The organism is Bradyrhizobium sp. AZCC 1610 (genome assembly GCF_036924515.1).
GTDB lineage: Bacteria > Pseudomonadota > Alphaproteobacteria > Rhizobiales > Xanthobacteraceae > Bradyrhizobium.
Map to the genome: position 1 here is coordinate 1,439,020 of NZ_JAZHRR010000001.1, position 25,102 is coordinate 1,464,121.

Annotated in this window: 22 protein-coding genes; 15 read left to right on the top strand and 7 right to left on the bottom strand. The window is 63.1% G+C overall.

The features are described from left to right. Window positions 1-28 precede the first annotated feature (28 nt). The 4 genes from V1279_RS07080 (at window position 29) to V1279_RS07095 (ending at window position 5,123) form a co-directional block, all read left to right on the top strand. Complete coding sequence (locus V1279_RS07080) at window positions 29-1,591, top strand: GNAT family N-acetyltransferase (protein WP_334433793.1); 1,563 nt, start codon at window positions 29-31, stop codon at window positions 1,589-1,591. Between the two features lie 59 nt (window positions 1,592-1,650). Continuing rightward, window positions 1,651-1,920, top strand: coding sequence for a hypothetical protein (locus V1279_RS07085; protein ID WP_334433795.1), 270 nt, complete (start codon window positions 1,651-1,653; stop codon window positions 1,918-1,920). Between the two features lie 405 nt (window positions 1,921-2,325). Beyond that, window positions 2,326-4,443 (top strand): VTT domain-containing protein, encoded by a 2,118-nt coding sequence (locus V1279_RS07090; RefSeq protein ID WP_334433797.1) that lies wholly within the window; start codon window positions 2,326-2,328, stop codon window positions 4,441-4,443. Between the two features lie 8 nt (window positions 4,444-4,451). Further along, the gene (locus tag V1279_RS07095) at window positions 4,452-5,123 is read left to right on the top strand and encodes an endonuclease/exonuclease/phosphatase family protein (protein ID WP_334433799.1); all 672 of its coding nucleotides are present in this window, start codon (window positions 4,452-4,454) and stop codon (window positions 5,121-5,123) included. 13 nt (window positions 5,124-5,136) lie between these two features. Here the strand turns inward: V1279_RS07095 and V1279_RS07100 are convergent, their stop codons facing one another. After that, complete coding sequence (locus V1279_RS07100; protein ID WP_334433801.1) at window positions 5,137-5,328, bottom strand: hypothetical protein; 192 nt, start codon at window positions 5,326-5,328, stop codon at window positions 5,137-5,139. Window positions 5,329-5,410: 82 nt separating this feature from the next. Next, entirely contained in the window at window positions 5,411-6,343 is a 933-nt protein-coding gene (locus V1279_RS07105) for a dihydrodipicolinate synthase family protein (RefSeq protein ID WP_334433803.1), read from the bottom strand. A 109-nt stretch (window positions 6,344-6,452) separates the two neighbouring features. On the opposite strand from V1279_RS07105, the gene V1279_RS07110 reads away from it, so the two are divergent. The 5 genes from V1279_RS07110 to V1279_RS07130 all read left to right on the top strand — a co-directional run bounded on the left by V1279_RS07110 (window position 6,453) and on the right by V1279_RS07130 (window position 13,932). Then, a complete protein-coding gene (locus tag V1279_RS07110; protein WP_334433805.1) occupies window positions 6,453-7,640 on the top strand; it encodes a CaiB/BaiF CoA transferase family protein in 1,188 nt (395 codons plus the stop codon). A gap of 760 nt (window positions 7,641-8,400) precedes the next feature. Continuing rightward, a complete protein-coding gene (locus V1279_RS07115; protein ID WP_334433808.1) occupies window positions 8,401-9,162 on the top strand; it encodes an SDR family NAD(P)-dependent oxidoreductase in 762 nt (253 codons plus the stop codon). 36 nt (window positions 9,163-9,198) lie between these two features. After that, window positions 9,199-10,035 (top strand): enoyl-CoA hydratase family protein, encoded by an 837-nt coding sequence (locus V1279_RS07120; protein ID WP_334433810.1) that lies wholly within the window; start codon window positions 9,199-9,201, stop codon window positions 10,033-10,035. Window positions 10,036-10,250: 215 nt separating this feature from the next. Next, window positions 10,251-12,599 (top strand): bifunctional salicylyl-CoA 5-hydroxylase/oxidoreductase, encoded by a 2,349-nt coding sequence (locus V1279_RS07125; protein WP_334433812.1) that lies wholly within the window; start codon window positions 10,251-10,253, stop codon window positions 12,597-12,599. An 82-nt stretch (window positions 12,600-12,681) separates the two neighbouring features. After that, window positions 12,682-13,932 (top strand): flavin-dependent oxidoreductase, encoded by a 1,251-nt coding sequence (locus V1279_RS07130; protein ID WP_334433814.1) that lies wholly within the window; start codon window positions 12,682-12,684, stop codon window positions 13,930-13,932. A 105-nt stretch (window positions 13,933-14,037) separates the two neighbouring features. On the opposite strand, the gene V1279_RS07135 is transcribed toward V1279_RS07130, so the two are convergent. Together V1279_RS07135 and V1279_RS07140 are read right to left on the bottom strand one after the other, a co-directional pair. Further along, a complete protein-coding gene (locus tag V1279_RS07135; protein WP_334433816.1) occupies window positions 14,038-14,493 on the bottom strand; it encodes a cupin domain-containing protein in 456 nt (151 codons plus the stop codon). 22 nt (window positions 14,494-14,515) lie between these two features. Next, entirely contained in the window at window positions 14,516-15,688 is a 1,173-nt protein-coding gene (locus V1279_RS07140) for an ABC transporter substrate-binding protein (RefSeq protein ID WP_334433817.1), read from the bottom strand. A gap of 224 nt (window positions 15,689-15,912) precedes the next feature. On the opposite strand from V1279_RS07140, the gene V1279_RS07145 reads away from it, so the two are divergent. Beyond that, window positions 15,913-16,407, top strand: a complete 495-nt coding sequence (locus V1279_RS07145) for a MarR family winged helix-turn-helix transcriptional regulator (protein ID WP_057833485.1) — start codon at window positions 15,913-15,915, stop codon at window positions 16,405-16,407. 51 nt (window positions 16,408-16,458) lie between these two features. On the opposite strand, the gene V1279_RS07150 is transcribed toward V1279_RS07145, so the two are convergent. Next, window positions 16,459-17,478, bottom strand: a complete 1,020-nt coding sequence (locus V1279_RS07150; RefSeq protein WP_334433820.1) for an AraC family transcriptional regulator — start codon at window positions 17,476-17,478, stop codon at window positions 16,459-16,461. A gap of 248 nt (window positions 17,479-17,726) precedes the next feature. Between V1279_RS07150 and V1279_RS07155 the strand changes: the two genes are divergently transcribed. The 4 genes from V1279_RS07155 (at window position 17,727) to V1279_RS07170 (ending at window position 22,043) form a co-directional block, all read left to right on the top strand. Then, complete coding sequence (locus V1279_RS07155) at window positions 17,727-18,176, top strand: cupin domain-containing protein (RefSeq protein ID WP_334433822.1); 450 nt, start codon at window positions 17,727-17,729, stop codon at window positions 18,174-18,176. Window positions 18,177-18,209: 33 nt separating this feature from the next. Further along, entirely contained in the window at window positions 18,210-19,700 is a 1,491-nt protein-coding gene (locus V1279_RS07160; RefSeq protein ID WP_334433824.1) for a flavin-containing monooxygenase, read from the top strand. A gap of 180 nt (window positions 19,701-19,880) precedes the next feature. Next, a complete protein-coding gene (locus V1279_RS07165) occupies window positions 19,881-21,566 on the top strand; it encodes a benzoate-CoA ligase family protein (protein ID WP_334433826.1) in 1,686 nt (561 codons plus the stop codon). A gap of 24 nt (window positions 21,567-21,590) precedes the next feature. Next, window positions 21,591-22,043, top strand: coding sequence for a RidA family protein (locus V1279_RS07170; RefSeq protein ID WP_334433828.1), 453 nt, complete (start codon window positions 21,591-21,593; stop codon window positions 22,041-22,043). A gap of 22 nt (window positions 22,044-22,065) precedes the next feature. Here V1279_RS07170 and kynA read toward each other — a convergent pair whose 3' ends face one another. After that, window positions 22,066-22,905 (bottom strand): tryptophan 2,3-dioxygenase, encoded by an 840-nt coding sequence (gene kynA, locus V1279_RS07175; RefSeq protein WP_334433830.1) that lies wholly within the window; start codon window positions 22,903-22,905, stop codon window positions 22,066-22,068. Continuing rightward, window positions 22,902-24,095: a kynureninase gene (gene kynU, locus V1279_RS07180; RefSeq protein WP_334433832.1), complete on the bottom strand. Its 1,194-nt coding sequence runs from the start codon at window positions 24,093-24,095 to the stop codon at window positions 22,902-22,904. The genes kynA and kynU overlap by 4 nt, the downstream gene beginning before the upstream one ends. Window positions 24,096-24,259: 164 nt before the next feature. On the opposite strand from kynU, the gene V1279_RS07185 reads away from it, so the two are divergent. Then, on the top strand, window positions 24,260-25,090 hold the full coding sequence (locus V1279_RS07185; protein WP_334433834.1) for an alpha/beta hydrolase: 831 nt from the start codon (window positions 24,260-24,262) through the stop codon (window positions 25,088-25,090). Window positions 25,091-25,102: the final 12 nt, after the last annotated feature.

Sequence of the window (25,102 nt, forward strand, 5' to 3'; positions counted from 1 at the left end):
CAACACGCACCTTGGAAAGGCGTTCGCCGTGCATATCGAAATCATCGAAACCTTGCCGTCGCTGGCGAAACTCGAGGACAACTGGAACGCCGTCTACGATGCGGACGACGAAGCGCAGATATTCCTTTCATGGAAATGGCTCCACGGCTGGCTGTCCTGCGTCCCGGGGCCATGGTTCATCCTCGCGGCAAAGGCCGGTGAGGGCGCCGATCTGCCTTACGTGGCGTTCTTTCCCTTGCGGCTGCAGACCACAATCGAGAAATCCGACGTCTTCAGCGACATGCGGATGGCGGGCAATCACGGCGCCGATTACACCGGCTTGATTTGCAGGCCCGAGATGGAGAACAAGGTCATTCCCGCCTTTGCCCGCTATGTCAGGCAGATGAACTGGACGCGTCTCAACCTGGACAATCTGCGGATGTCGGAGCGGCGCGTGCGGTTGCTGCTGGCTTGCTTTCCGAAAGCCGGCTTTCGCTCGACCGAGCTCAACAGGATCAACAAGGTCGACGGTATCGACAACAATCTGTGCCCATACGTCACACTGCCGAAGAGCTGGGATGCCTATCTCGAATCGTTGAGCACCAATACTAGGCAGAAAATCCGGCGTCTCCTGAAGCAGGTCGACGCGAAGGGTGAATATCGAATAACCGTTGCCACGCCCGAGACGTTCGCGCAGGATCTCAAGACCCTGCTGGGATTCTGGGAGACAAAGTGGCGCCCTCGGAAAGGGGATCGAGTCGATAGCCTGGTCCGCTCGAACGGCGCCATGCTGATGCGCAGTTTTGAATCCGGCCTGGTGTACCTGCCGACGTTCTGGCACGGCGACCGGGCCGTCGCGGCGCTGGCCACGCTGGTGGATCCGCGCAAGCGTACCTTCTCGTTCTACATGACCGGACGCGACGAGACCTTCGATGGACCGCCGTCGGGCGTGATCCTGCATGCCTTCAGCATTCGCCACGCGATCGAGCTCGGCTATACCGAATACGACTTCCTGCGCGGAAATGAGCCGTACAAATATTCATTCGGCTGCGCCGAGCGCAAGATCCGTGGCACCGTTCTGGAGACCAGGAACGGCAGGAATCTCGGCGGTAGGATCGACGCCAGATGCATTCCTGACGTCCTGCAACAGGCGACTGAACTTCACCGGAAGGGGAACGCTGCCGACGCCGAGATAGGCTACCGGCGGATTTTGGAGGTTGAGTCGAGGCACGCCGACGCGTTGCACCGGCTGGGCCAGTTGCTGGCGGCGAAGGGTGACTTCGCCGCGGCCAAGCGGCTGTTCCGGACCCTGACCACGGTTCGGCCCGATGCCGCCAAGGCGTGGCAGTGTCTGGGTCAGGTCTGCGAAAGCCTCGGTCAGTACGAGGAAGCATTGCGCCAGCACCTCGAATTCATGCGGCTGCAACCGGATCTGCCGGATGGTTTCATCGCGGTTGCCAAGTGCATGGCCAAGCTCGGGCGGATGGCGGAAATCAACGCCGCGCTGTTGGCCGCAATAGAACCGGCGAGCGCCCCGTCGGTCCGGAAGTGGCGCGATTGGCGGCCCATGCCGGACCGGCAGACCGCTGGCGAACGCTCGGTCTCGGCGTAGAGCGGCGTTTGCCGGAACCGCCCTGCTGGCAAGGACATGGCCGGGAAGGAGTGGGCACGATGATCGCGATGAGCAGAAGCGACAGGCATCTGTGTTCTGGAGGCGCGCCCGGCAAGGACACCATTGCGCCCGGGGTCCTTTGCGGGCTGCCTCATGTGGTGGCGCGTGACGGCTCGCAGCCAGGGTTCGACAGTGGGGCGCTTCTGTTGCCCCCCTGGCTGACAGCCGCGATGGCCTCCGGCCCGCCAGCGTTCGTCAATCGCATGGTGCGCCGGTGGATTTCCCGCCAGGCATTCGGCACCGAACGTTTTTCATCGCCGGCCGAATAGATGAGCCCTGCGATGGCTCTCGGTTCGTCGCGATCGCCTGCAGAGCCGCCCGAAGGACGGCCTGGGCTGCCTCCACGGACCCGCATCAGGATGAGCGCACTCGGAGCGGCGCGATGCCCAAATCTCGCCGGCAGGGAAGGGGTCGTCGTTGGCGCGGGCCGCTATCCCAGCACCGTCCGTGTCATGTTCGACGGCTTCAAGTCGCCAACCTCGTTGCACAGCACCTACATCGAGGCCGTGGCCGGGGAAGAAGGTTCTTCCAGCCGGGAGCGCCGCTAGCTTTGCTGGATTTCCCGAAAAATTCCGGAACGCAAAACGCCCCGGAGTACAGGAACGGTCTTGCCTGCCAGACGTTTGCTCAGTGAGCGGGCCTGCGCTCGTAGTCCCGCGCTCGTGTCTCATGTCTTGCCGAGGTGCCGCCTGCTGCAAAGCTCATCCATCCTCATCCCGGGCGATACTGTCTGGAGAAGGTGCAAGGCAGGGCGGCTGGCAATCCTCAACGACGCGGCCGCGTATTTCGCCGCTTTGCGGGAAGCGCTGCTGCTCGCGACGCGGCAGGTCTACATCATCGGCTGGGACATCCACAGCCAGACCCGGTTCGTCGGGCCGTCCGGGCAGGCCGACGATGGTTATCCGCCAGAGCTCGGGGCGTTTCTGAAAGCGCTCCTGAAGGCGAAGCCCGAGCTGCGGATCAACATCCTGAGCTGGAATTTCCCGGCTCTCTACGCGGCGGAGCGGGAGTGGAATTCAGCCGCCAAGTTCACCTCGGACGCGCCGGACCGGCTTCGTTTCTGTTTCGACTCCAGCCTTCCCTTGGGCTCGGCGCAGCACCAGAAGATCGTCGTCATCGACGGCGCGCTTGCGTTCGTCGGCGGTCTCGACCTCACAATAAGGCGCTGGGACACCAGCGAGCACGCAGCCCATCACCCGCTGCGGACCGATCCCGACGGCAAGCCCTATCCGCCGTTTCACGACGTGCAGTGCATGGTGGATGGCGAAGCGGCGGCCAGCCTGACCGAAATGGCGGAGCGCAGGTGGCGCGCCGCCGGATGCACAGTCGAAACATCAGCGGCGGTTGCGGGCGAGCGCTGGCCGGCCTCGGTGCCGGTGCAATCGCGCGATATGACGGTGGGCATTTCCCGAACGGAGATAGCAACCGCAAGCGAAACCGGCGTGAACGAGGTCGCGCGGCTGTTCGAGGCGTCCATCAACGCGGCCGACCGCTTCATCTATATCGAAAACCAGTTCACCAGCGCCACCGACATAGCGCGCCTCCTGGTGCAGCGGATGCTCGACGTGCCACAGCTTCGCGTTCTGATCGTCACACCGAAGATGCATTCGTCCTGGTTCGAATCGCAGGCCATGCAGAGCGGCCGCGGCGGATTCATTGCCCGGTTCGTGGCGGCAGGCGTCATGGACCGGATTCGCTTTCTCTATCCAACGACTCGGGATGCGGACGGGGCCGCCGTCGTCATGGTGCACAGCAAGGTGATGATCGTCGACGACCGTATTCTGCGCGTGGGTTCGGCCAACCTCAACAACCGCTCGATGGGCGCCGATACCGAGTGCGATCTCGCCTTCGAGGCGACGTCGGAGGCGCACTGGAAATCCATCGCCCGGCTTCGCCGCAGCCTGATCGGACATTTCTGCGGCGTCGATGAACGGGAAATCGCAAGCAACGAGGCCGATCTGTTTGGATTTCTCGACCGCCTGGCGGAGCGGCAGGCTGCAAAATCGTTGCAGCCGATCGATCCGGCCGCGTCAGCCGGCAGTGTGGCAACCATGGTGCAGCCCGTCGCCGACCCCCGAGAACCGCTTCACCTCGACCGCGCCGCCAGTCGCATGTGGACGGCAAGAACCATTTTGGCCGTGTCCGGGTTGGCCGCGGCGCTCGCCGGCCTCGCCCTGGCCTGGCAGTACACATCGCTGCGCGATTTCACCGACATCGGTTTTGTCTCCTCGGTCATTTCGCAGCCTGCGTGGTCGCAATTCGCGCCGCTGCTGGCGATTGCCGCCTTCGTCGTCGGCGGGCTGGTGGTGTTTCCGGTGCTGGTATTGATCGCCGCGACATCCGCGGCGCTGGGACCTTGGATGGGCTTCTTCAGCGCGGGCGCCGGCGTGCTGCTCAGCGCGCTCACGCTGTTTTCGATCGGCCGCGTGCTGGGCCAGGCCCGCTTGCAGCGGTTGCTCGGGCGCCGGGCCGCGCGGGTTCAGAGCCGCATCATCGGCAAGGGCGTCGTTGCGGTCGCGATGATCCGGATGGTCCCGATCGCCCCGTTCTCGATCGTGAACGTGGTGGCGGGCGCCAGCAAGCTGAGCCTGCGCGATTTTCTGCTCGGCACCGTGCTGGGCATGGCGCCGGGGATCGCGGTGATGGCTGCGCTCGGTGCGCAGATCGCGGATCTGGCCAGAAACGCCTCGTGGACGAATGCGGTGCTGCTGGCGCTGGCGATCATAGCCTGGATCGCGCTGTGCCTTGGCGTGCAGTTCCTGGTGACGTGGATGGCGGGACGAAGAACGTGACGCCCACGATGCGCATCATGACGTGGAACGTGCACGGCATCTTCCACCTCAATCCGGGTTTCAATCTGGACGGTGTTTGTTCGATCATCCGCCACTGGTCTCCTGACATCGTGGCGCTGCAGGAGGTCGATTCGCGCGGAAGAACCGATGATCCCTTTGCCCGGTTGGCGGAAGCGGTCGGAGACCACAGCATCGACGCCCGTTCGATCGTCACACAGGACGGCGATTACGGACAGGTGTTGCTGAGCAAATGGCCCTTCCTCGAAGCTCCGAAAATCGTCGACGTCTCATATCAGGAACGGGAGCCGCGGCGGGCTATTTCGGCGCGCATACAATCGAGTGCGGGCGAGATGACGGTCGTTGCCACTCATCTCGGTTTGAGTATCCATGAAAGGCACGCTCAGGCCCATGCCTTGGTTGATCTGGTGCAGCCGAAGCGAACGCTCGTGCTCGGCGATTTCAACGACTGGCTCTGGGTGAGGTCAGTGCGCGGGGTACTGGCCCAAACCTGTCCGGTTCGGACGCGGTTGCGGACATTCCCCTCGCGTTTTCCGCTTCTGCGGCTGGATCGGATTTACGTCACGCGCGACGGGCTGATCCGCTCGGCCTGGACCGACCGCAAGGCCCGCACATGCTCGGACCATCTGCCCGTCATCGCCGATGTCGCCTTCTCGGATTAGGGGTTGCTCGCCGTCAGGTCGGTTTTGCCGGGTGCTGTGTCCTGGGATGACGCTCATGCAGTAGGCAGGCAAGGTCGTGGCGCAAATCCTCCCGCTCGCGCATCGCGGTTTCGAACAGCGCTTCCTGGATGTCGCGCGGCATATCTCCCCAAACGACCATGGCCGCCTCGCCAAGCAACAATGCAAAGGTCTGTTGTTCGGTCATGTCGATCCTCCGCAATTTTTACGTTTGACCGAAACGAAGGTTCCGTTTCTGTGAGCTTTTGCGTCTATCCGTCATGAAGGCGCTATTGCCGTCCCCAGCGCAACACGACGGGATCGAGTTGGCGGGCGATTTCAATGAGACCCGCACGCGCCGCCGGGTGAACCCTTTGCAGGGGGTGACGAACCGCTTCCGAGCCGATCACGCCGCCTTCCTTCATCAGGATCTTGGCGGCCTGCAAGCCGCACTGGCGGTTCTCGTAATTGATCAGCGGCAGCCAGCGCGCATAGGCCGCCATCGCTTCCTCCCGGCGCCCCGCCAGATAGGGATCGACGATCTGCCTTATGCCGTCCGGATAGCCGCCACCCGTCATCGCGCCGGTCGCGCCGGCATCGAGATCGGCCATCAGCGTGATGGCTTCCTCGCCATCCCAGGGACCTTCGATGTTGTCGCCGCCGGCCGCGATGAGATCGCGAAGCTTCGCCGCCGCCATCGGCACCTCGATCTTGAAATAGCGGATGTTCGGGATTTCCCGCGCCATGCGGGCCAGCAGGTCGACCGAAAGCGGCGTCCCGGCAACCGGCGCATCCTGGATCATGATGGGGATGTCGATGGCGTCAGACACGGTGCAATAGAAGTCGAAAATGCCCTTCTCGGACACGCGGAACGTGGCGCCGTGATAGGGCGGCATGATCATCACCATCGCAGCGCCCGCGTCCTGGGCCTGGCGACTGCGTTGGGCGCAGATGCGCGAGCCGAAATGCGTCGTCGTCACGATCACGGGCACCCGGCCGGCGACATGCTCCAGCACCGCATGCATCACCTGCTCGCGCTCGGCATCGGTCAGGACGAACTGCTCGGAGAAGTTGGCCAGAATGCAGAGGCCATTGGAGCCGGCGTCGATCATGAAATCGATACAGCGGCGTTGCCCCTCGAGATCGAGCTCCCCACGGTCGTCGAAGATGGTCGGAGCGACGGGGAAGACACCGCGATAGGGCCGTTGTGCAGTCAGGGTCATTCTGGATGTTCCATTCGAACAGGATCAGTGATTGTATGGTCGTCCAATGCATTCATCAACATGCTAGAAGGCTCGGCGCAACCGAGCAGCAAGAATAAGGGAAAGATCAATGGGGGGAGTTCTGGAGGGCGTTCGCGTCCTCGATTTCGGGCGCTATATCGCGGGGCCTTACTGTGCGACATTGCTGGCGGAATTCGGTGCGGAAGTCATTCGCGTGGAGAAACGTGACGGCAGCGAGGATCGTTTCGTGGCGCCGGTCGGTGAAGGCGGCGAGGGCGCGCTGTTCCTGCAGGTCAACCGCAACAAGAAGTGCATCACGCTCGATCCGATGAAGCCGGAAGGGCAGGAGGTGATGCGCCGGCTGGTCGCCACCGCCGATGTCGTCGTCGCCAATCTGCCGCCGCAGACGCTGCGCGCGATGAAGCTCGATTACGACTCGCTGAAGGCGATCAAGCCGGACATCATCCTGACGACGGCGACCGCTTTCGGCGGGCCGGGGCCGTGGTCCGACCGCGTCGGCTTCGACGGCGTCGGGCAGGTGATGTCGGGTGCGGTTTACATGACCGGCAAAGGCGATCCGCCGTACCGGGCCGCGGTGAACTGGGTCGATTTCGGCACGGCGCTGCATTGCGCGTTCGGCACGCTCGCCGCCCTGATCGAGCGCGGCAAATCCGGGCGCGGGCAGATCGTCGAGGGCGCGCTGCTGGCGACCGCACTCTCGTTCACCAACGCCACGCTGATCGAGCAGGCGGTGATATCAGCCAATCGCGTCTCGACCGGCAATCTCGGCCAGACCGCGGCGCCCGCCGATATCTACCGCACCAGGGATGGCTGGGTTCTGTGTCAGGTGACTGGGCACCCGCTGTTCATCCGCTGGGCCAGATTGATGGACGAGGAGGATCACTGGCTGAGCGATCCGCGCTTCGCCGACGATCTCAAGCGCGGCGAGAACGGTCCTGTCATCAGCGAGCGGATGGCGCGCTGGTGCGCCGAGCGCACCACGCAGGAAGCGGTCGATACGCTGGGCAAAGCGATGATTCCGGCCGGACCGGTGCTGAGCCCGCAACAGGCGCTGGAGCATCCGCATATCCGCGCCACCGGCTTCATGCAGGACGTCGACTATCCCGGCTTGCCGAAGCCTGCGCCGACGGCGCGCGCCGCGGTGCGGCTGTCGGAGACCCCGGGCGAAATCGTGTCGCGCCCGCCGACGCTTGGCGAGCACACCGATAGCGTGCTCGCCGAACTCGGCTACGATGCAGCGGCGATCGCGGCGTTGCGGAGAGACGGGATCGTTTAACGTACGGACTGCGAACTGATTTGCTTCGCGTGCAAGCGCAATTTCAATACGCGACTGCGACCAATTGGCACGACGGGCAAATCACCCAAAACCTGTCCAGCCCCTTCGACAAAAATATTCTGCTTTCGTTCTCACCCAAATCATCGGCATAACTCCGCCCGTCTCACGGCAGATGAGGGGCGTTGGCCATCGTCACGAACGTGCGGTGAGATGCGATGGACGCTGAGGGCGCGCTAGACGTACGCGCCGGAAGCGTACGGCGAAGTCGTGTGGTTCGGGCGCCGCGGTGCTGGTGCTAAGTCCCAGGAGAAGCGAAGCTTCTCGGGGGCGACGGTGGCAAGAAAGCCGTTCACCGGGGAGAGCACGAAGTAAGCCGTAAAGCCATTGCGCAGGGAAGGCCGGAATGCTCCCGCTGCCCTGTATGCTCGTGTGCACTTTTGTTTGCGCAAATCGCACGCGAGACCGCGGGTGCAGCAAGCACCCGGTCTTCCCTGCGCCCTCTGTTCTCAAGGAGGGCAAACGAAGATGCAAAGCTTGGGCGCAATGCGCCGCGAGATCGTGAAGTTATGTCGTAGGATGGGTGGAGCGCAGCGATACCCATCGCCACACGCACCGGCGTTGATGGGTATCGCTGCGCTCCACCCATCCTACGAAATCTGGCCAGCTCGGGCTACCCGACCACCGCTCGCGCCTTGCCCTTTCCTTGCAAAAGCTTGAAGTTTAAAATATATGCTGAACCATCATCCTGGAGGCTAAACCGATGTCCCCATTGTCGCGTTCCTCCCATGCGCTCGTCACTGGCGGCGGGCGGGGCATCGGCCTTGCGATATCGGCGGCGCTGTCGAAAGCGGGCGCGACGGCAACAGTGCTCGGCCGTAACCGCGCGACGCTGGATGAAGCCGTTGCATCCGGCGCGGCGCAGTTCGCAGCCGTTGCCGATGTCGCCGATCAGGCGTCGGTCAAATCCGCCATTGCAGAAGCCGCCGCGCGGCAACCGATCGACATCCTCGTTGCCAATGCCGGTGCGGCGGAATCTGCGCCGTTCGGCCGTTCCGATGCGGCGTTGTTCCAGCGGATGATCGACGTCAATTTTATGGGCGTGGTCCACGCCACACAGGCCGTATTGCCTGGAATGCTCGAGCGCCGCCACGGGCGGATCGTTGCCGTCGCGTCCACCGCCGGTTTGAAAGGCTACGCCTATGTCTCGGCCTACAGCGCGGCGAAACACGCCGTCATCGGCCTCGTCCGTTCGCTGGCGCTGGAGACGGCGAAGAGCGGCGTCACCGTCAACGCCGTCTGTCCCGGCTTCACCGAAACCGACTTGCTCGAAGGCTCGATCGACAACATCATCAAGAAGACCGGCCGCAGCCGCGAGCAGGCCATCGCGGAACTGTCGAAGCACAATCCGCAAGGACGCCTCGTGGCGCCCTCGGAAGTGGCGGACGCTGTGCTCTGGCTCTGCGGCGAAGGCGCCGGCGCCATCACGGGTCAGGCCATCGCCGTTGCCGGTGGCGAGGTCTGACCGACCAACGATAATCATACAATTCAGGGAGAGATCATGAGCAAGCCCGCCAACCCCGTCACGCTGCCGCTGGCTGACTATTCGCCGAAGCATTTTTTGCTGGCCGTGGTCGATCGCGTCGCGACCGTGACGCTGAACAGGCCTGAGCGAAAGAATCCGCTGACCTTCGAAAGCTACCGCGAGCTCACCGATTTCTTCCGAGCCTGCGCGATGGATGACGCGGTCAAGACCATCGTCGTGACTGGCGCAGGCGGCAACTTTTCCTCCGGCGGCGACGTGTTCGAGATCATCGGCCCCCTGATTCAGATGGACACCAAGGGGCTGACCGCCTTCACCCGGATGACCGGCGATCTCGTGAAGGCGATGCGGGCGTGCCCGCAGCCGATCGTTGCCTCCGTCGAAGGCATCTGCGCCGGGGCCGGCGCGATCGTCGCCATGGCCTCGGATCTGCGTCTAGCCGCGACCGGCGCCAAGGTCGCGTTCTTGTTCAACAAGGTAGGCCTCGCCGGCTGCGACATGGGCGCCTGCGCAATCCTGCCGCGCATTATCGGCCAGTCGCGGGCCTCGGAATTGCTTTACACCGGCCGCTTCATGACCGCGGAGGAGGGCGAGCGCTGGGGCTTCTTCTCCAGGATCGTCACGCCGGAACAGGTGCTGCTGCAGGCGCAGCTGCTGGCCAAGCAGATTTCGGATGGGCCCACCTTCGCCAACACCATGACCAAGCGTATGCTGGCGATGGAATGGGCAATGTCGGTGGAGGAGGCGATCGAGGCCGAAGCGGTAGCTCAGGCGCTCTGCATGACCACGGAAGATTTCGCCCGCGCCTTCGAGGCGTTTTCGAACAAGCGGACCCCGGTGTTCCAGGGGAATTGACGGGATCGTAGCCCGGGTGGAGCCAACGGGTCGCGCGAATGCGCGCCCGATGACGGGCTCCGCGAAACCCGGGACTCTTGTCTACATCACAGGAATCCCGGATTGCGCTACGCTCCATCCGGGCTACGAACGAACCACCAGCCCCCTTGCCGGAAAATTATTTTAGGCTTAAAGTAATTCCGAACTAGCCCGACAGCCTGTTTCGGAGGCGGTAGATGAAGATCGCGATTATCGGCGGCGGACCGGCCGGTCTCTACGCCGCGATCCTCTTGAAGAAACAGCGGCCCCAGGCCGAGATCACGGTCTATGAGCGCAACCGCGCCGACGACACCTTCGGCTTCGGCGTGGTGTTCTCCGATGCCACGCTCGACAATTTCGAGAAATACGATCCACCGAGCTATCGCCGCATCACGCAGGAATTCGCCTATTGGGACGACATCGCCGTGCATTTCCGCGGCACCGTGCATCGCGTCGGCGGCAACGGTTTTTGCGGCTGCTCGCGCCGGACGCTGCTGTTGATCCTGCAGGAGCGCGCCCGCGAACTCGGCGTGACGCTGCTGTTCGAGACCGATATCGACGACGAGGCGAGGTTCGCCAATGCCGACCTCATCGTGCTCGCCGACGGCATCAACAGCCGATTCCGCGACAAATACATTGACCACTTCCAGCCGCAGATCGATCTGCGCTCCAACAAGTTTGCGTGGATGGGCTCGACCAAGCCGCTTGACGCCTTCACCTTCATCTTCCAGGAGACCGAGTGGGGCCCGTTCATCGCGCATGCCTATCAATACGAGACCGGACGCTCGACCTGGATTTTCGAGACGGATGCCGAAACCTTCCAGCGTGCCGGACTCGAAGGCCTGAGCGAGCAGCAATCCGCCGATCGGATGGCCGAGATTTTCGGCTGGTTCCTCGACGGCCATCCGCTGCTGATCAATCGCTCGATGTGGCGGAATTTCCCGATGATCCGCAGCCAGCGCTGGGTCAAGGACAACATGGTGCTGCTCGGCGACGCCAAGGCAACCGCGCATTTCTCGATCGGCTCCGGCACCAAGCTCGCGATGGAAGACGCGATCGCGCTGGCCGATGCGATGGCGCAGGCGCCGACGGTCGAGGGCGCATTGCAAACCTACGAGCACGGCCGGCGCGAGGAGGTCGAGAAGACCCAACACGCCGCCGACGTGTCGCTGGTCTGGTTCGAACATGTCGACCGCTTCTGGGACTTCGATCCCGTGCAGTTCGCCTTCGGCGTCATGACCCGCGCCAAGGCGATCACCTACGATAATTTGACGCTGCGCGCGCCCGAGTTCGTCCGCGAGGTCGACACGGCGTTTGCAAAACAGGTTCGTTCAAAAGGCTTCGACGTAGATATCGAAAAGCCCGTGGCGCCGATGTTCCAGCCGCTGAAACTGCGCGAGATGGAAGTCAGCAATCGCGCGGTGGTCTCGCCGATGTGCATGTACTCCGCGAAGGAAGGCGTGCCCGGCGATTTCCATCTGGTGCATTACGGCTCGCGCGCCATCGGCGGCGCCGGGTTGATCTTCACCGAGATGACCTGCGTCGGCCGCGATGCCCGCATCACGCCGGGCTGCACTGGCCTATGGAACGACGAGCAGCAGGCGGCGTGGACGCGGATCGTCGATTTCGTCCACGCCAATTCGGCCGCGAAGATCTGCCTGCAGCTTGGACACGCCGGCCGCAAAGGCGCGACCAAATTGATGTGGGAGGGCATGGACCGGCCGCTGGAGCAGGGCGGCTGGGACACGATCTCGGCGTCGCCTTTGCCTTACTTCCCCGACAGCCAGGTGCCGCGCGAGATGGATCGTGCCGCGATGGACCGCGTCAAGCAGGAGTTCGTCGCCGCGGCCTTGCGTGGCGAGGCCTGCGGCTTTGACATGCTCGAGATGCACTGTGCCCATGGCTATCTGCTGGCGAGTTTCATTTCGCCGCTGACCAATCAGCGCACCGACGAATATGGCGGCACGCTCGCCAACCGGCTGCGCTATCCGCTGGAAGTGTTCGAGGCGATGCGTGCGGCTTGGCCGGCACACAAGCCGATGTCGGTTCGTATCTCCGCCACCGACTGGGCTGCGGGCGGCATCACCGGTAATGACGCGGTCGCGATCGCGCGCGCGTTCGGCGAAGCCGGCGTCGATCTGGTCGATGTCTCGACAGGGCAGACCGTGCGCGACGCGCAGCCGATCTACGGCCGGATGTTCCAGACACCATTCTCCGATCAGGTCCGCAACGAAGCTCGGGTTGCGACCATGTGCGTCGGGAACATCACGACCGCGGATCAGGTCAATACCATCCTCGCCGCCGGCCGCGCCGATCTCGTGGCGCTGGCCCGGCCGCATCTGGTCGATCCGTTCTTCACGATGCGGGCGGCGGCCTGGTACGGCGCCGATATTGCCTGTCCGCCGCAATATCTGCCCGGCAAGGAACAGATTTTCCGCAACAGCGTGCGCGACCGCCAGGATTTCGAGGACCTCAAAATTAAGGGTAAGCCGAAAACCCGCGCCGAGCTGAAAGCCGAGGCGACAAAGCCGCTTGCAGCCGAATAGGCCGGATGGCACCCTCTATCGATCCCCTCCCTCTCCACTGCAAATGGGGCGGGGTGAAAGAGCGTAGAGCGGAGTTAAGCGCATGAAAGCGATCATCGTCGGGGGCGGCATCGGAGGCCTTACCACTGCGCTGATGTTGCGCGCGCGCGGCATCGACTGCGAATTGTTCGAACAGTCCGATAGCATCCGCGAGCTTGGCGTCGGCATCAATACGCTGCCGCATGCTATCCGCGAATTGACCGGCCTTGGGCTGCTTGACCGGCTCGACGCCACCGCTGTTCGTACCGATCAATTGTATTATCTCAACCGCCACGGCCAGGAAGTCTGGCGCGAACCGCGCGGCCTCGATGCCGGCCACGACGTGCCGCAATTCTCGGTTCATCGCGGACGCCTGCAGAGTGTGATCCATCGCGCCGTCGAGGAACGGCTCGGGCCTGAGGCAATCCACACCGGTTGCCGTCTCGGCTCCTTAGCGCAGCATGAGGGCGGCGTGGTCGCGCACTTCTTCGACCGCACCGGCGCCCATGTCAAAACCGCTCGCGGCGATATCCTGATCGGCGCCGACGGCATTCATTCGCGGGTGCGCGAGATGCTGTTTCCCGACGAGGGACCGCCGTGCTGGAACGGGTTGATGCTGTGGCGCGGCGCGCGCGACTGGCCGGCATTCCTGACCGGCCGCTCGATGATCGTGGCCGGCGGATTGAATGCCAAGGTCGTGGTCTATCCGATTGCGGAAGGTTCGAGCTCGTTGAGCCGGCTGACCAATTGGGCGGTGTTGGTGAAGATCGGCGACGGCAATTCGCCGCCGCCGCGCCGCGAGGACTGGTCACGGCCCGGCAAGCGCGAGGAGCTGATGCCGCATGTCGAGCGGTTCAAGGTGCCCTATGTCGATGTGCGCAGCCTGATCTCGGCGACGCCGGAATTCTACGAGTACCCGTGCTGCGACCGCGATCCCCTACCGTACTGGACCTCGGGACGGGTCACGCTGCTCGGCGACGCCGCGCATCCGATGTATCCGGTCGGTTCCAACGGCGCGTCGCAGGCGATCCTTGACGCCCGCGCGCTGGCCGACGAATTGGCGCGCTGCGAGCATCCGCGCCAGGCGCTGGTGGCCTATGAGCATAAGCGGCTGCCGATGACGGCGGAGATCGTGCGCTCGAACCGCCGCGGCGGCCCCGAGGGCGTGATCGACGCGGTCGAGCAACTCGCGCCGGATGGCTTTACCGATATCGAGAAGGTGCTGAGCCACGCCCAGCGCGAGGCGATCGTGCGCGGCTACGCGTCCAAGGCCGGCTTTGCGCCGCCGTTGGGATTGGCGGCGGTGCGGGCGTAATTGCACGCCGTAGCCCGGATGGAGCGCAGCGCAATCCGGGGTTCGATCAGCAGCGGCAGCGGCCCCGGGTTTCGCTGCGCTCCACCCGGGCTACGGGGTATTCCCTCACGCCCCCGGAGGCGGCGGCAGGAAGTGGATGTTGTGCTCGGCCGCCAGCGCCACCACCGCGTCCGGGGTCTGCTCCTTCATGTTGTGGATCGCCCAGAACAGATCGTAGAGCCGCCGCGTCGGCGAGACCCAGAACAGCGCCTTCGCGGTGCGGCCGGACTTGTTGAAGATGCCGTGCGGCTTGCCCATCGGCAGCCGCACCAGATCGCCTGGGGTAGCCTGCGTCTCGGCGCCGTCGAGGAAGAAGTCGAGCTTACCCTCGAGGATGTAGAGATATTCGTCCTGGTCGGGATGAATATGCGGCGGCACGAAGGTCTCGGGCGGCAGCGTCGCATGCCACGAGAAGGAATGCTCGGTGACGTTTTTCGGCACATAGGTCTGGCCGAGGATGCTCCAGGAGATTCCCTGGATGCCTTCATTGGCGCGCGTGATGCCGGCGATTTCGGTCTTCATGATATCGCTCCCTCCTGATTGTCTATTTGGCTGCCGTGCAGTCCTTGGCGTAACGGTCGCCATAGTTGGAAAACACCTTCTCGACGATCTCGGTCTGGAATTTTCCGTCCGGACGCTTGGCGACCTTGGTCAGATAAAAATTCTGAATTGGATAGCCGTTGACGTTGAACTTGAAGTCGCCGCGCAGCGAGGTGAACTCGGCCTTCCTGAGCGCGGCCGACACGGCGTTCTTGTTCTTGAGGTCGCCCTTCACCGCCTTCACCGCGCTGTCGATCAGCATCGCCGTATCATAGCCCTGCATAGCGTAGGTGCCGGGCACGCTGTTGTAGGCAGCCTCGTAGGCGGCCACGAACTTCTTGCTCTGGGGATTGTCCATGTTCGGCGCCCAGTTGGCGCCGCCGAACATGCCGACCGCGGCGTCCTGTTGCGCGGGCAAGGTCGATTCATCGACGGTGAATGCCGACAACACCGGGATCTTGTCGGCGAGGCCGGCCTGCCGGTACTGCTTCACGAGGCCGACGCCCATGCCACCCGGCATGAAGGTGAACAGCGCATCGACCTTGGAAGAAGCGATCTTGGTCAGCTCGACCTGGAAATCCAGCGTACCCAGCGGCGTGTAGCTTTCCTCTGATATCTCACCCTTGTAGTCCAGCTTGAAGCCGGCCGCCGAATCCTTGCCGGCCTGATAGTTCGGCACCAGCACATACATGCGCTTGTAGCCGCGGTCCTGCGCGACCTTGCCGAGGATCTCGTGAACCTGGTCGTTCTGGTAGGAAGTCACGTAGAAGAACGGGCTGCAGTCCTTGCCGGCATAGCTCGACGGCCCCGCGTTCGGGCTGATCAGGAACGTCTTGTTCTCGGTCACCGGCCGATGAATGGCCTGCAGGATATTGGAGAAGATCGGTCCGACCACGAAATCGACCTTCTCGCGTTCGAGCAGGCCCTTGGCCTTGGTCACCGCGCCATCGGGCTTGAGTTCGTCGTCGACGACGACGACCTCGACGTCCTTGCCGGCCATCTTGCCGCCGAGGTCCTTGATTCCGAGTTGGAGGCCGTCGCGCGATTGCTGGCCGAGGACGGCCGCGGGGCCGGACAAGGTCGTGATCACGCCGATCTTGATTTTCTCCTGCGCTGCCGCCGGACCGGCCGCAACCAGCAAAACGGCGAGTCCTGTCAGCTTCAACGACTGCTTCATGATTATTCCTCCATTCGGCCTCTGCAGCCGAAAACCCATGCTGCACCAAATGCTCGGACTGCAGCTTATTCTGACGGTGACGGCGCCTGCAAGTACAACGCATCCATGCAAGTCACCATGCAAGCCATGCGCCAATTGCTTGAAACCTAAAGAAATCTGGGCAATGATCCGCAAGCTGCGCTCTGTTCGGATCACCGAACGCCCAAGCCGGACAAGATTTGCATATGATCCTTGATTCAGAGACCAAGGCCGTCGAGCTCCCGGAGCATCATGGCGACGAACTCAGGCTGTGGCTTCGCCTACTGACCTGCACGACCCTGATCGAGGGCGAGGTGCGCAGCCGGTTGCGCGAACGCTTCGACGTCACGCTGCCGCGGTTCGATCTGATGGCCCAGCTCGACAAGGTGCCGGAGGGCATGACGCTATCAGATGTCTCCAAGCGGATGATGGTCTCGAACGGCAACGTCACCGGATTGGTCGAGCGCCTCGTCGAATCCGGGCATCTCGACCGCCGCACGTCGGATGCCGACCGCCGCGTGCAGGTGATCCGCCTGACCAAGGCAGGGCGAGCCGAATTCCGCAAGATGGCGGCGGAGCACGAATTGTGGATTGCCGATGTCTTCGGGGACCTGACGCCAAAGGACGTCCGCGAACTGATGCGTCTGTTGGCCAAGACCAAGGCTTCGGCGCAGAAGTCCGCGAAGGCGCGAGCGGGTTGAGGCTGGCGCGGGAAGGGTGATCCGTTGAACGCGGATGTGACTGGCCGGACGCTAGTTCATCACGCGCAGGGTCGCCGAGGGCGTCTCACCGAATTTGGCGCGATAGGCGCTCGCCATCCGGCTGAGATGAGTAAATCCAAGCTCGAATGCGATGTCGGTGATGCTTTCGTCAGGGGAGGCGGCGGCCAATCTGGCATTGAGATGCGCGAGCCGGATGTCGCGCAGCATTTCCGAGATCGACATTCCGAAATGCCGCCTGAAGCCGAGCTGCAACGCGCGGATACCCGTGCCTGCGGCTTCGGCCAGTTGCGCAAGATCGAGCGGCTGTTCCGCGTGCGCATACAGGAACTCGCGCGCCCGCCGGAGTGGCTGCGGCAGCGCTTCGGCCCGGCCGCCAAATCGCTCGATCGCATCGCTCGCGCTGTGGCGCTGGCCGTAGAGCAAGGCACCCAACAGCGTCTCGCGCATATCGGCCGCTGCCGCCGAAGAAAGCGGCCGTTGCGGTCCGAGGCATTCGGCGAGATCGACGAGTTCGAGGATCTGCGACTGCAGCGCCCGGCCACCTGCAGACGAGAGATCGACCGCGGGCTCGAACTCGACTGCGCCCGTCGGCCGGCCCGACAGCGCTGCGGCCCGTTGCTCCAACAGACGGCGATCGACCAGCAGAATGAGCTGGGCGCAATTGCCTTGCCAGGTCATTCGTGTGGGAATCGTCGGCGACAATAGCGAGGCGCTGGCGCCGGGAGCGGTTGCAATGTCGCGCGCCGCCGTTTGGATCCGCGCCGAACCGTCTACGGGAATTTGCAGCAGGAAGAAGCGCTCGAGACAGCCGGGGTCGATCGACACCGATCCGCCATAGGCGACGTAGTTGACGGAGAAGCCGCCAAAGACCGCGCTGTTATGCAGCGCGAAGAATTCAGGCGACGATCGCGTGGTGGGCTTCAATTCATGCGGGCAGAAGATGCGCCCGACCGCATCGGCCGCGTCGTCGACGCTGTCGGTCGAAACGCGGTTGAACGCCGCCAAACGGACGGCGGGGTCATGCTCTGGAACGCTGGTAGCCCTCGCCACGGCCCGGCCCTTTGCATTTATTTGAAGCCTATAATATCGGCGCAGGCACCTATTGGAAAGGCGTTTTGTTGGCGTTTGCCTGCCTGATCCAGAGGCAAGCCGTCTTTTTCGCGCCGCAGCAATCAGAAAAATTTCTGTCCGCGGACGACGGATTCGTTTTCTGGCTAGACGGTCGAGCCGCTGGGCCCCAGCCTGCGCGAACGAGTTCGACACCAAGGACCACCAACCGCGACACAGGAGATGGCGACATGGCAGCGCTCGAAAAAGGCATCACCGCCAACGGCACGGGCTACGGCGGCAAGACCTGGAACATCCTGGGTCAGGTCTACTTCCCCAAGGCCGTAACCGATTCAACCTTTGCCTTCGAGACCAACAGCGAACCTGGCCAGTTCGTGCCGGTGCACGTGCACCCGACGCAGGATGAATTCATCCTGGTGCAGGAGGGCACCCTCGACCTCAAGCTCGACGGCGCCTGGGTGCAGGCCAAGGCCGGCGATCTCGTTCGGATGCCGCGCGGCATCCCGCACGGCTATTTCAATAAATCCGACAAGCCGGCGCGCGCGCTGTTCTGGGTGTCGCCGATGCAGAAGCTCGAAGCGCTGTTCAACCAGCTCCACAATCTGACGGATCCTGATGAGGTAGTTCGGATCTCCGCGCAGCATGAAGTGAACTTCTTGCCGCCAGAGGCCAACGAATAGCTCCCTGAGCCCATCCTTGCTGGAGGCATCATCATGGTCAGGCGAAAGAAAGTCTGCGTCATCGGCGCGGGCGTATCCGGACTTGCGGCCGCAAAAGCCTTTGCTGCGCGCGGACATCGGATCACGATTGTCGAGCGCAGCGGCGATCTCGGTGGCGTCTGGGAGCCGGCGCGGTCCTATCCCGAGGTGCAAACCCAAAGCCCGAAGGATCTCTATCGTTACACCGACAAGGCGATGCCGGATTCCTATCCGGAATGGCCGAAGGGTCCGCAGGTCCACGCCTATCTAACTGAATACGCAAAGGACAACGATCTCCTCAGTGCCATCCGCTTCAACACGGCCGTGGTGCAGATGGATCGCCGGCCCGATTCCGCTCCCGGCTGGCGGCTCGAGCTGCGGGGGCCGGATGGTGGTATCAGTCACGAAGATTTCGATTTTGTCGCGGTTTGTACGGGGCAGTTCAACGAGCCCCAGACGCTCAGCCTGCCCGGCGAAGACACTTTCAAGGCACAGGGAGGGCGCATCCCGCACTCCTCGCAATACAACGATCCGATGATCGCCAAAGGACGCAGGATCGTCGTACTCGGCGGTTCGAAGTCGGCGACCGACATTGCGGTCAATGCGGTCAATTCCGGCGCTGTCGAAGTGACGCTGGTGTACCGCGAGCCGGTGTGGCGGATTCCCTATTTCATCGGCGGCCTGGTCAATTTCAAACGCATTCTCTACGTCCGCGCGCAGGAGGAGATGTTCCGGAGCTGGGGCATCGGCGCGATGTCGCGGTTCGCGCATGCGGTCGCAAAGCCGCTCGTTTGGGCCAATTGGCGCGGACTGGAGAGTCTGCTGAAGCTGCAGTTCAAGCTCGGCAAGTGCGACATGGTGCCGGAAGGGCGGATCGAGGACGGCGCCAATTGTTCGCTGCCGATCGCCACGCCGGGATTCTTTCCGATGGTCGCCGACGGCCACATCAAGGCTATCAGAGGCAGCTTCGAGCGCTACGACGGCAATTCCATCGTGATGACCGGCGGGCAGCGCGTCCAGGCCGATGTGGCCGTGCTTGCGATCGGCTACAAACTGGGCGTGCCGTTCCTGCCGCCGGCGTACCGCGACAGACTGGTCGATCCCGACGGGCAATACCGGCTCTATCGGCTGATCGCCAATCCGGACCTGCCCGAGATGGGATTCGTCGGTTTCAATTCCAGCTTCTGCACGGTGTTGTGTGCAGACCTCGCCGCGAACTGGCTGGTGCGCTACGCCGATGGCCAGCTTGCCCGTCAGCCGACGCCTAAGGAGATGCAAGACAACATCGAGATGATGCTGCATTTCAGGCGCGTCGAGCGGCCGGCGGCCGGCGTCTATGGCGGGCTGTGCGTCGCGCCCTATCACTTCAAGCATTTCGACGAATTGCTGGCCGATATCGGCGTGGCCGGACGCCGGGCTAATCCGCTGGTGGAGAAATTTACCCCGCCCGATGCCGCGGCCTATGGCCGCTTCCTGGCCTCGGCGCCGGCCTACCGCGCAGCCTGACGAAGGACGGGTTCCCATGGCGCTGTCAGGTTGATCTCGGCGACGGAGAGGCGTGATTCCGCCCGCGATTCTACCCTTGCGAAAAATTGTTTTAAGCCTAAAATTATTTGCGAGACGGCGTTGCCGGGCGTCCCTCGATATTGATCTCGAGCCTTTCATTGAAAGCGAGGGGAGATAGAAATGTCAGGTCAAACTCCCAGCCCAACCCTTGGCCCGTCGGGCCATATCGATGACTTTGCGCGGCGCAATCTGCCGCCGTTCGAACAATGGCCGGATCTGCTGCTCGACCGGCCCGAGTTTCAATATCCGGAATACCTGAATGCCGCGGTCGAGCTGACCGACCGCATCGTCGAAAAAGGCTGGGGCGACCGGATTGCGCTGATCGGCAACGGCCGCCAGCGCACTTACAAGGAACTGGCTGACTGGTCCAACCGCCTCGCGCATGCGCTGGTGGAGAACTACGGCGTCAAGCCCGGCAATCGCGTCCTGATCCGATCCGGCAACAACCCGGCGCTGGTCGCGGCCTGGCTTGCGGCCACCAAGGCCGGCGCCGTCGTCGTCAACACCATGCCGATGCTGCGCGCCGGCGAACTGGGCAAGATCGTCGACAAGGCCGAGATCGCGCTGGCGCTGACCGACAGCCGCATTGCCGATGAACTGGTCGCGTGCGCGAAGACCAGCCGTTTTCTCAAGCAGGTGGTGAATTTCGACGGCACGTCCAACCATGATGCCGAGCTCGACCGGGTGGCGCTGAACAAGCCGGTGAAGTTCGACGCCGTGAAAACGGGACGCGACGATGTTGCTCTGCTGGGATTCACCTCGGGGACCACGGGCGAACCCAAGGCGACGATGCATTTCCATCGCGACCTCATGATCGTTGCGGACGGTTACGCCAGGGAAGTCCTCAACGTCACTGAGGATGATGTGTTCGTCGGCTCGCCGCCGCTGGCCTTTACGTTCGGGCTCGGCGGTCTTGCGATTTTCCCGTTGCGGTTCGGCGCGACGGCAACGCTGTTGGAAAACGCGGCGCCGCCCGAGATGGTCAAGATCATCGAGACCTACAAGGCGACGATCTGCTTTACCTCGCCAACCGCGTATCGCGCGATGATAGCCGCGATGGACAACGGCGCCGATCTCTCGTCGCTGCGGATCGCGGTCTCCGCCGGTGAAACCTTGCCGGCGCTGGTATTCGAAAACTGGACCCGCAAGACCGGCAAGACCATCCTCGACGGCATCGGTTCGACGGAGCTGCTGCACATTTTCATCACCAACCGCGTCGGCGATGCGATCGCGGGAACGACGGGACATCCGGTCGCGGGCTACGAGGCAAAAATCGTCGACGACGACATGAACGAATTGCCGCCCGATACCGTCGGCAAGCTTGCGGTGCGCGGGCCAACCGGGTGCCGTTATCTCGCCGACAGCAGGCAATCGAACTATGTGCGCGACGGCTGGAATCTGACCGGCGATTCCTTTGTTCGCGACGCGAATGGACGGTTGTCCTTTGTTGCCCGCTCAGACGACATGATCGTTTCCTCCGGCTACAACATCGCCGGTCCCGAGGTCGAAGCGGCGTTGCTGTCGCATCCTGCCGTCGCCGAATGCGGCGTGGTCGGCGCGCCCGACGAGGCGCGCGGCATGATCGTCAAGGCCTATGTTGTTCTGGCGGGTGGCGCCATGGGCGACGCCGCGCTGACGCAGGCGTTGCAGGATCACGTCAAACAGACCATTGCACCGTACAAATATCCGCGTGCGATCGAATATGTCGCGCAACTGCCGAAGACCGAAACCGGCAAGCTGAGGCGCTTTGCGCTGAGGCAGATGGCCACGGCCGGCCGGGCGTCGCCAAGCGTCGCCGCGGAATAACGCCTAACCTGATGGAGAAAGCCGGTGACCGCCCCCAAAGGCCCCACGCTGAGCGTGGTGCCTAATCCCAAGACCGATACCTCGCCGTCGCAAGTGTTGCAGCCGAGCGGCTGGCCGATGCCGAAAGGATACGCCAACGGCATGGCCGCCGATGGCCGGCTTGTGGTGACCGGCGGTGTGATCGGCTGGGACACGCAGGGCCGCCTGGCACCCGATTTCGTTGCGCAAGTGCGTCAGACGCTCTCCAACATTGCCGATATCCTCGCCGAGGGCGGCGCCGGGCCCGAGCATCTCGTGCGCCTGACCTGGTATGTCGTCGACATCGAGGAATATCTCGCGAGCCTGAAAGAGCTCGGCCGCGTCTATCGCGAGATTTTTGGCGCGCATTATCCGGCGATGGCGCTGGTGCAAGTGGTGCGCCTGGTCGAGAAGGCGGCGCTCGTCGAGATCGAGGCGACCGCAGTGGTACCGCGCTGAAACCCGCTTATCGGATGTCGTCTTAGAGCTCTGTTCTCAGCTTCCAGAGTTCCGGAAAAAGTTCGACCTCGAGCATCTTGCGCAAGTAGGAGACGCCCGAGGTGCCGCCGGTTCCGCGCTTCAGGCCGATGATGCGCTCGACCGTCGTGACGTGGTTGAAGCGCCAGCGGCGGAAATAGTCTTCGAAATCGACCAGCTTTTCCGCAAACTCGTAGAGCATCCAGTGTTTCGCCGGTGACGCATAGACGGTCTTCCAAGCCTCCAAAACCTCGTCGTTTGGCGTGCGCTTGACGCGCCAGTCGGTTCGGCGCGCGTCTTCGCCGATGTCAAAACCATTGCGTGCCAGCAGCAGCAGCGCCTCGTCATAAAGGCCCGGCTCAGCGAGAATTCCCTCGAGCTTTGCCATGATGTCGGCGCGGTGGGCGTGCGGGCCAAGCAGCGCCAAATTGCGATTGCCGGCCAGGAACTCGATCGCGCGGTACTGGTACGACTGAAAACCCGAGGACTGCCCGAGCTGATCGCGAAACTCGGTGTATTCGCTCGGTGTCATCGTCCGCAACACGTCCCAGGCGGTATTGAGCTGCTCGAAGATCCGGGCGACGCGCGACAGCATCTTGAAGGCGGGATGCAACTGGTCGTGACGAATCGCCTTGATGGCGGAACGGATTTCGTGGATGGCCAGCTTCATCCAGAGCTCGGAAGTCTGGTGCTGGATGATGAACAGCAGTTCGTCATGCGCGTCCGAGAGCGGCTCTTGCGCGTCCAGAACGCGTTCCAGATGCAGATAATCGCTGTAGGACATGCGCCCTTCGAACGACATCTGGGCTCCCTCACGCGAAGATTCGTCGGGCTTGCCAGTCATGTTACGAGCGCCTTTTTGCGGTAATCCGCGGTATCCCAGCGGCGATTGGTCAAGACGTCGGCGATGACGTCGACTGCCGCGCGAACCTCGGCTTCTCCGATGTAGAGCGGCGTAAAGCCGAAGCGCATCATGTCCGGCGCGCGGAAATCGCCGATCACGTCGCGCGCGATCAGCGCCTGCATGATCGCGTAGCCATCCGGATGACGAAACGAAACCTGGCTGCCGCGCCGCTTTCCGTCCCGCGGCGAAACCAGCGTCAGTTCGGGACAACGTCCTTCGACTTCGCGGATGAACAGGTCGGCGAGCGCGATCGATGCATCGCGCACGTCGGTCATGCTGACGCCGTCCCAGACGTCGAGGGCGGCGTCGAGCGCGGCCATCGCAATGATCGGGGGCGTACCGATCCGCATTCGCTCAATGCCCGGACCGGCCCGATAGTCGAGGTCAAAGGCAAAGGGAGCGTGATGACCCATCCAACCGGAAAGCGCCGGCCGCGCCGTATCGGCGTGCTTCGGCGCTACATAGATGAAGGCCGGCGCGCCAGGACCGGCATTGAGATATTTGTAGGTGCAGCCGATTGCGAAATCGGCTCTAGCACCTTCCAACTCGACCGGAATCGCGCCCGCGGAATGCGCCAGATCCCAGACCGTCAACGCGCCGGCGGCATGCGCCCTGCGCGTCAGCGCGCTCATGTCGTGCAGCCGGCCGGTGCGATAGTCGACCTCGGTCAGCATCAGCACTGCGATCGTCTCGTCGATGGCGACTTCGACGTCTTCGGGAGCCACGACCTTCAACTCGTAGCCACGGTCGAGCGATTCAAGCAGACCGCTGGCGATGTAGAGATCGGAAGGAAAGTTTCCGGTGTCTGACAAGATCACGCGCCGCGACGGATTGAGCTCGAGCGCGGAGGCCAGCGCCTGGTAGACTTTGATGGACAGCGTATCGCCCACTACCACCGTCCCGTCGGCAGCGCCGATCAACCGGCCGATTCGGTCGCCGACACGCCGCGGCTGCGTCATCCATCCTGCGACGTTCCAGCCCTTGATGAGGTGCTTGCCCCATTCCTCCGATATCATGCGGCCGACGCGATCGACGGCTGCAACGGGCAGGGGACCGAGCGAATTGCCGTCCAGATAGATCACGCCATGCGGGATGGCGAACCGGGATTTTGTTCGCGTGAAATCGGTCATGTCTTTTCCCCGGTGCGCGCCCGGTGGAATTATTCGCGCGGATATCGATTATTTCAAGCTTGAAATTTATGGGCGGGAGATGCGCTTCTCGGTATAGACTGGTTGCCTGCGGGCATTGATCGGACATCCGCCCGGCCCACAAGATGGAATGGGAACCGAACCGCGTGATTTTTCATCAGATTTCCGACTGGAACGACGCCTATGCGAATGCTCCAAACATTCCGGGCGGCGAACGCTGGCCGGCCGCATGGGTGCAGCCCGCGCAGGCCTATCGCGATGCACTCCAGAGCAGCGGCCGCGCGACGCTCGATATCAGCTATGGCGAGCGCGCACGAAACCGCTTCGATCTCTTTGCACCGGAAGGCCGGCCAAAGGGCCTGGTCGTCTTCGTCCATGGCGGATTCTGGAAGGCGCTCGACAAGAGCTTTTGGTCGCATCTCGCGCGCGGATCGATTGAAAGCGGCTATGCGGTGGCGATGCCCTCCTACACGCTGTGCCCGACTGTGCGCATCTCCGAGATCACGCGCGAGATTGCCGCGGCTGTCGAGCGCGCCGCCGCGATGGTCGAAGGCCCGCTTTTTCTGGCCGGCCATTCCGCCGGCGGACATCTGGTGACGCGCATGATTTCGGCGACGTCGCCGCTCCCGGACGATGTCCGGGCGCGCATCAGCCACACCGTCTCCATTTCCGGCGTTCATGACCTTCGTCCGCTGATGAAGGCCGCCATGAATACGGATCTCCGGATCGACGAGGCCGAGGCGCTCGTGGAAAGCCCCGCATTGCTGGAGCCGATGCAGAATGCACGCGTGACGTGCTGGGTGGGCAGCGCCGAGCGCCCGGAATTCGTCCGCCAGAACGCGCTCCTCGCCAACATCTGGACCGGGCTCGGCGCGAAAACCCGCATGATCGAAGAACCTGGCCGGCATCATTTCGATGTCATCGACGGGCTCGCCGATCCCTATCACCAACTCACCAGGACCTTGTTGTCTCCGTAGCCTGCTGAATTT

Coding starts and splice junctions, on each gene's coding strand:
- V1279_RS07160 (WP_334433824.1), top strand. CDS start 18,210: ATGGTCAGGCGAAAGAAAGTCTGCGTCATCGGCGCGGGCGTATCCGGA.
- V1279_RS07085 (WP_334433795.1), top strand. CDS start 1,651: ATGATCGCGATGAGCAGAAGCGACAGGCATCTGTGTTCTGGAGGCGCG.
- V1279_RS07155 (WP_334433822.1), top strand. CDS start 17,727: ATGGCAGCGCTCGAAAAAGGCATCACCGCCAACGGCACGGGCTACGGC.
- kynU (WP_334433832.1), bottom strand. CDS start 24,095: ATGACCGATTTCACGCGAACAAAATCCCGGTTCGCCATCCCGCATGGC.
- V1279_RS07120 (WP_334433810.1), top strand. CDS start 9,199: ATGAGCAAGCCCGCCAACCCCGTCACGCTGCCGCTGGCTGACTATTCG.
- V1279_RS07140 (WP_334433817.1), bottom strand. CDS start 15,688: ATGAAGCAGTCGTTGAAGCTGACAGGACTCGCCGTTTTGCTGGTTGCG.
- V1279_RS07105 (WP_334433803.1), bottom strand. CDS start 6,343: ATGACCCTGACTGCACAACGGCCCTATCGCGGTGTCTTCCCCGTCGCT.
- V1279_RS07110 (WP_334433805.1), top strand. CDS start 6,453: ATGGGGGGAGTTCTGGAGGGCGTTCGCGTCCTCGATTTCGGGCGCTAT.
- V1279_RS07115 (WP_334433808.1), top strand. CDS start 8,401: ATGTCCCCATTGTCGCGTTCCTCCCATGCGCTCGTCACTGGCGGCGGG.
- V1279_RS07095 (WP_334433799.1), top strand. CDS start 4,452: ATGCGCATCATGACGTGGAACGTGCACGGCATCTTCCACCTCAATCCG.
- V1279_RS07135 (WP_334433816.1), bottom strand. CDS start 14,493: ATGAAGACCGAAATCGCCGGCATCACGCGCGCCAATGAAGGCATCCAG.
- V1279_RS07165 (WP_334433826.1), top strand. CDS start 19,881: ATGTCAGGTCAAACTCCCAGCCCAACCCTTGGCCCGTCGGGCCATATC.
- kynA (WP_334433830.1), bottom strand. CDS start 22,905: ATGACTGGCAAGCCCGACGAATCTTCGCGTGAGGGAGCCCAGATGTCG.
- V1279_RS07145 (WP_057833485.1), top strand. CDS start 15,913: ATGATCCTTGATTCAGAGACCAAGGCCGTCGAGCTCCCGGAGCATCAT.
- V1279_RS07100 (WP_334433801.1), bottom strand. CDS start 5,328: ATGACCGAACAACAGACCTTTGCATTGTTGCTTGGCGAGGCGGCCATG.
- V1279_RS07130 (WP_334433814.1), top strand. CDS start 12,682: ATGAAAGCGATCATCGTCGGGGGCGGCATCGGAGGCCTTACCACTGCG.
- V1279_RS07125 (WP_334433812.1), top strand. CDS start 10,251: ATGAAGATCGCGATTATCGGCGGCGGACCGGCCGGTCTCTACGCCGCG.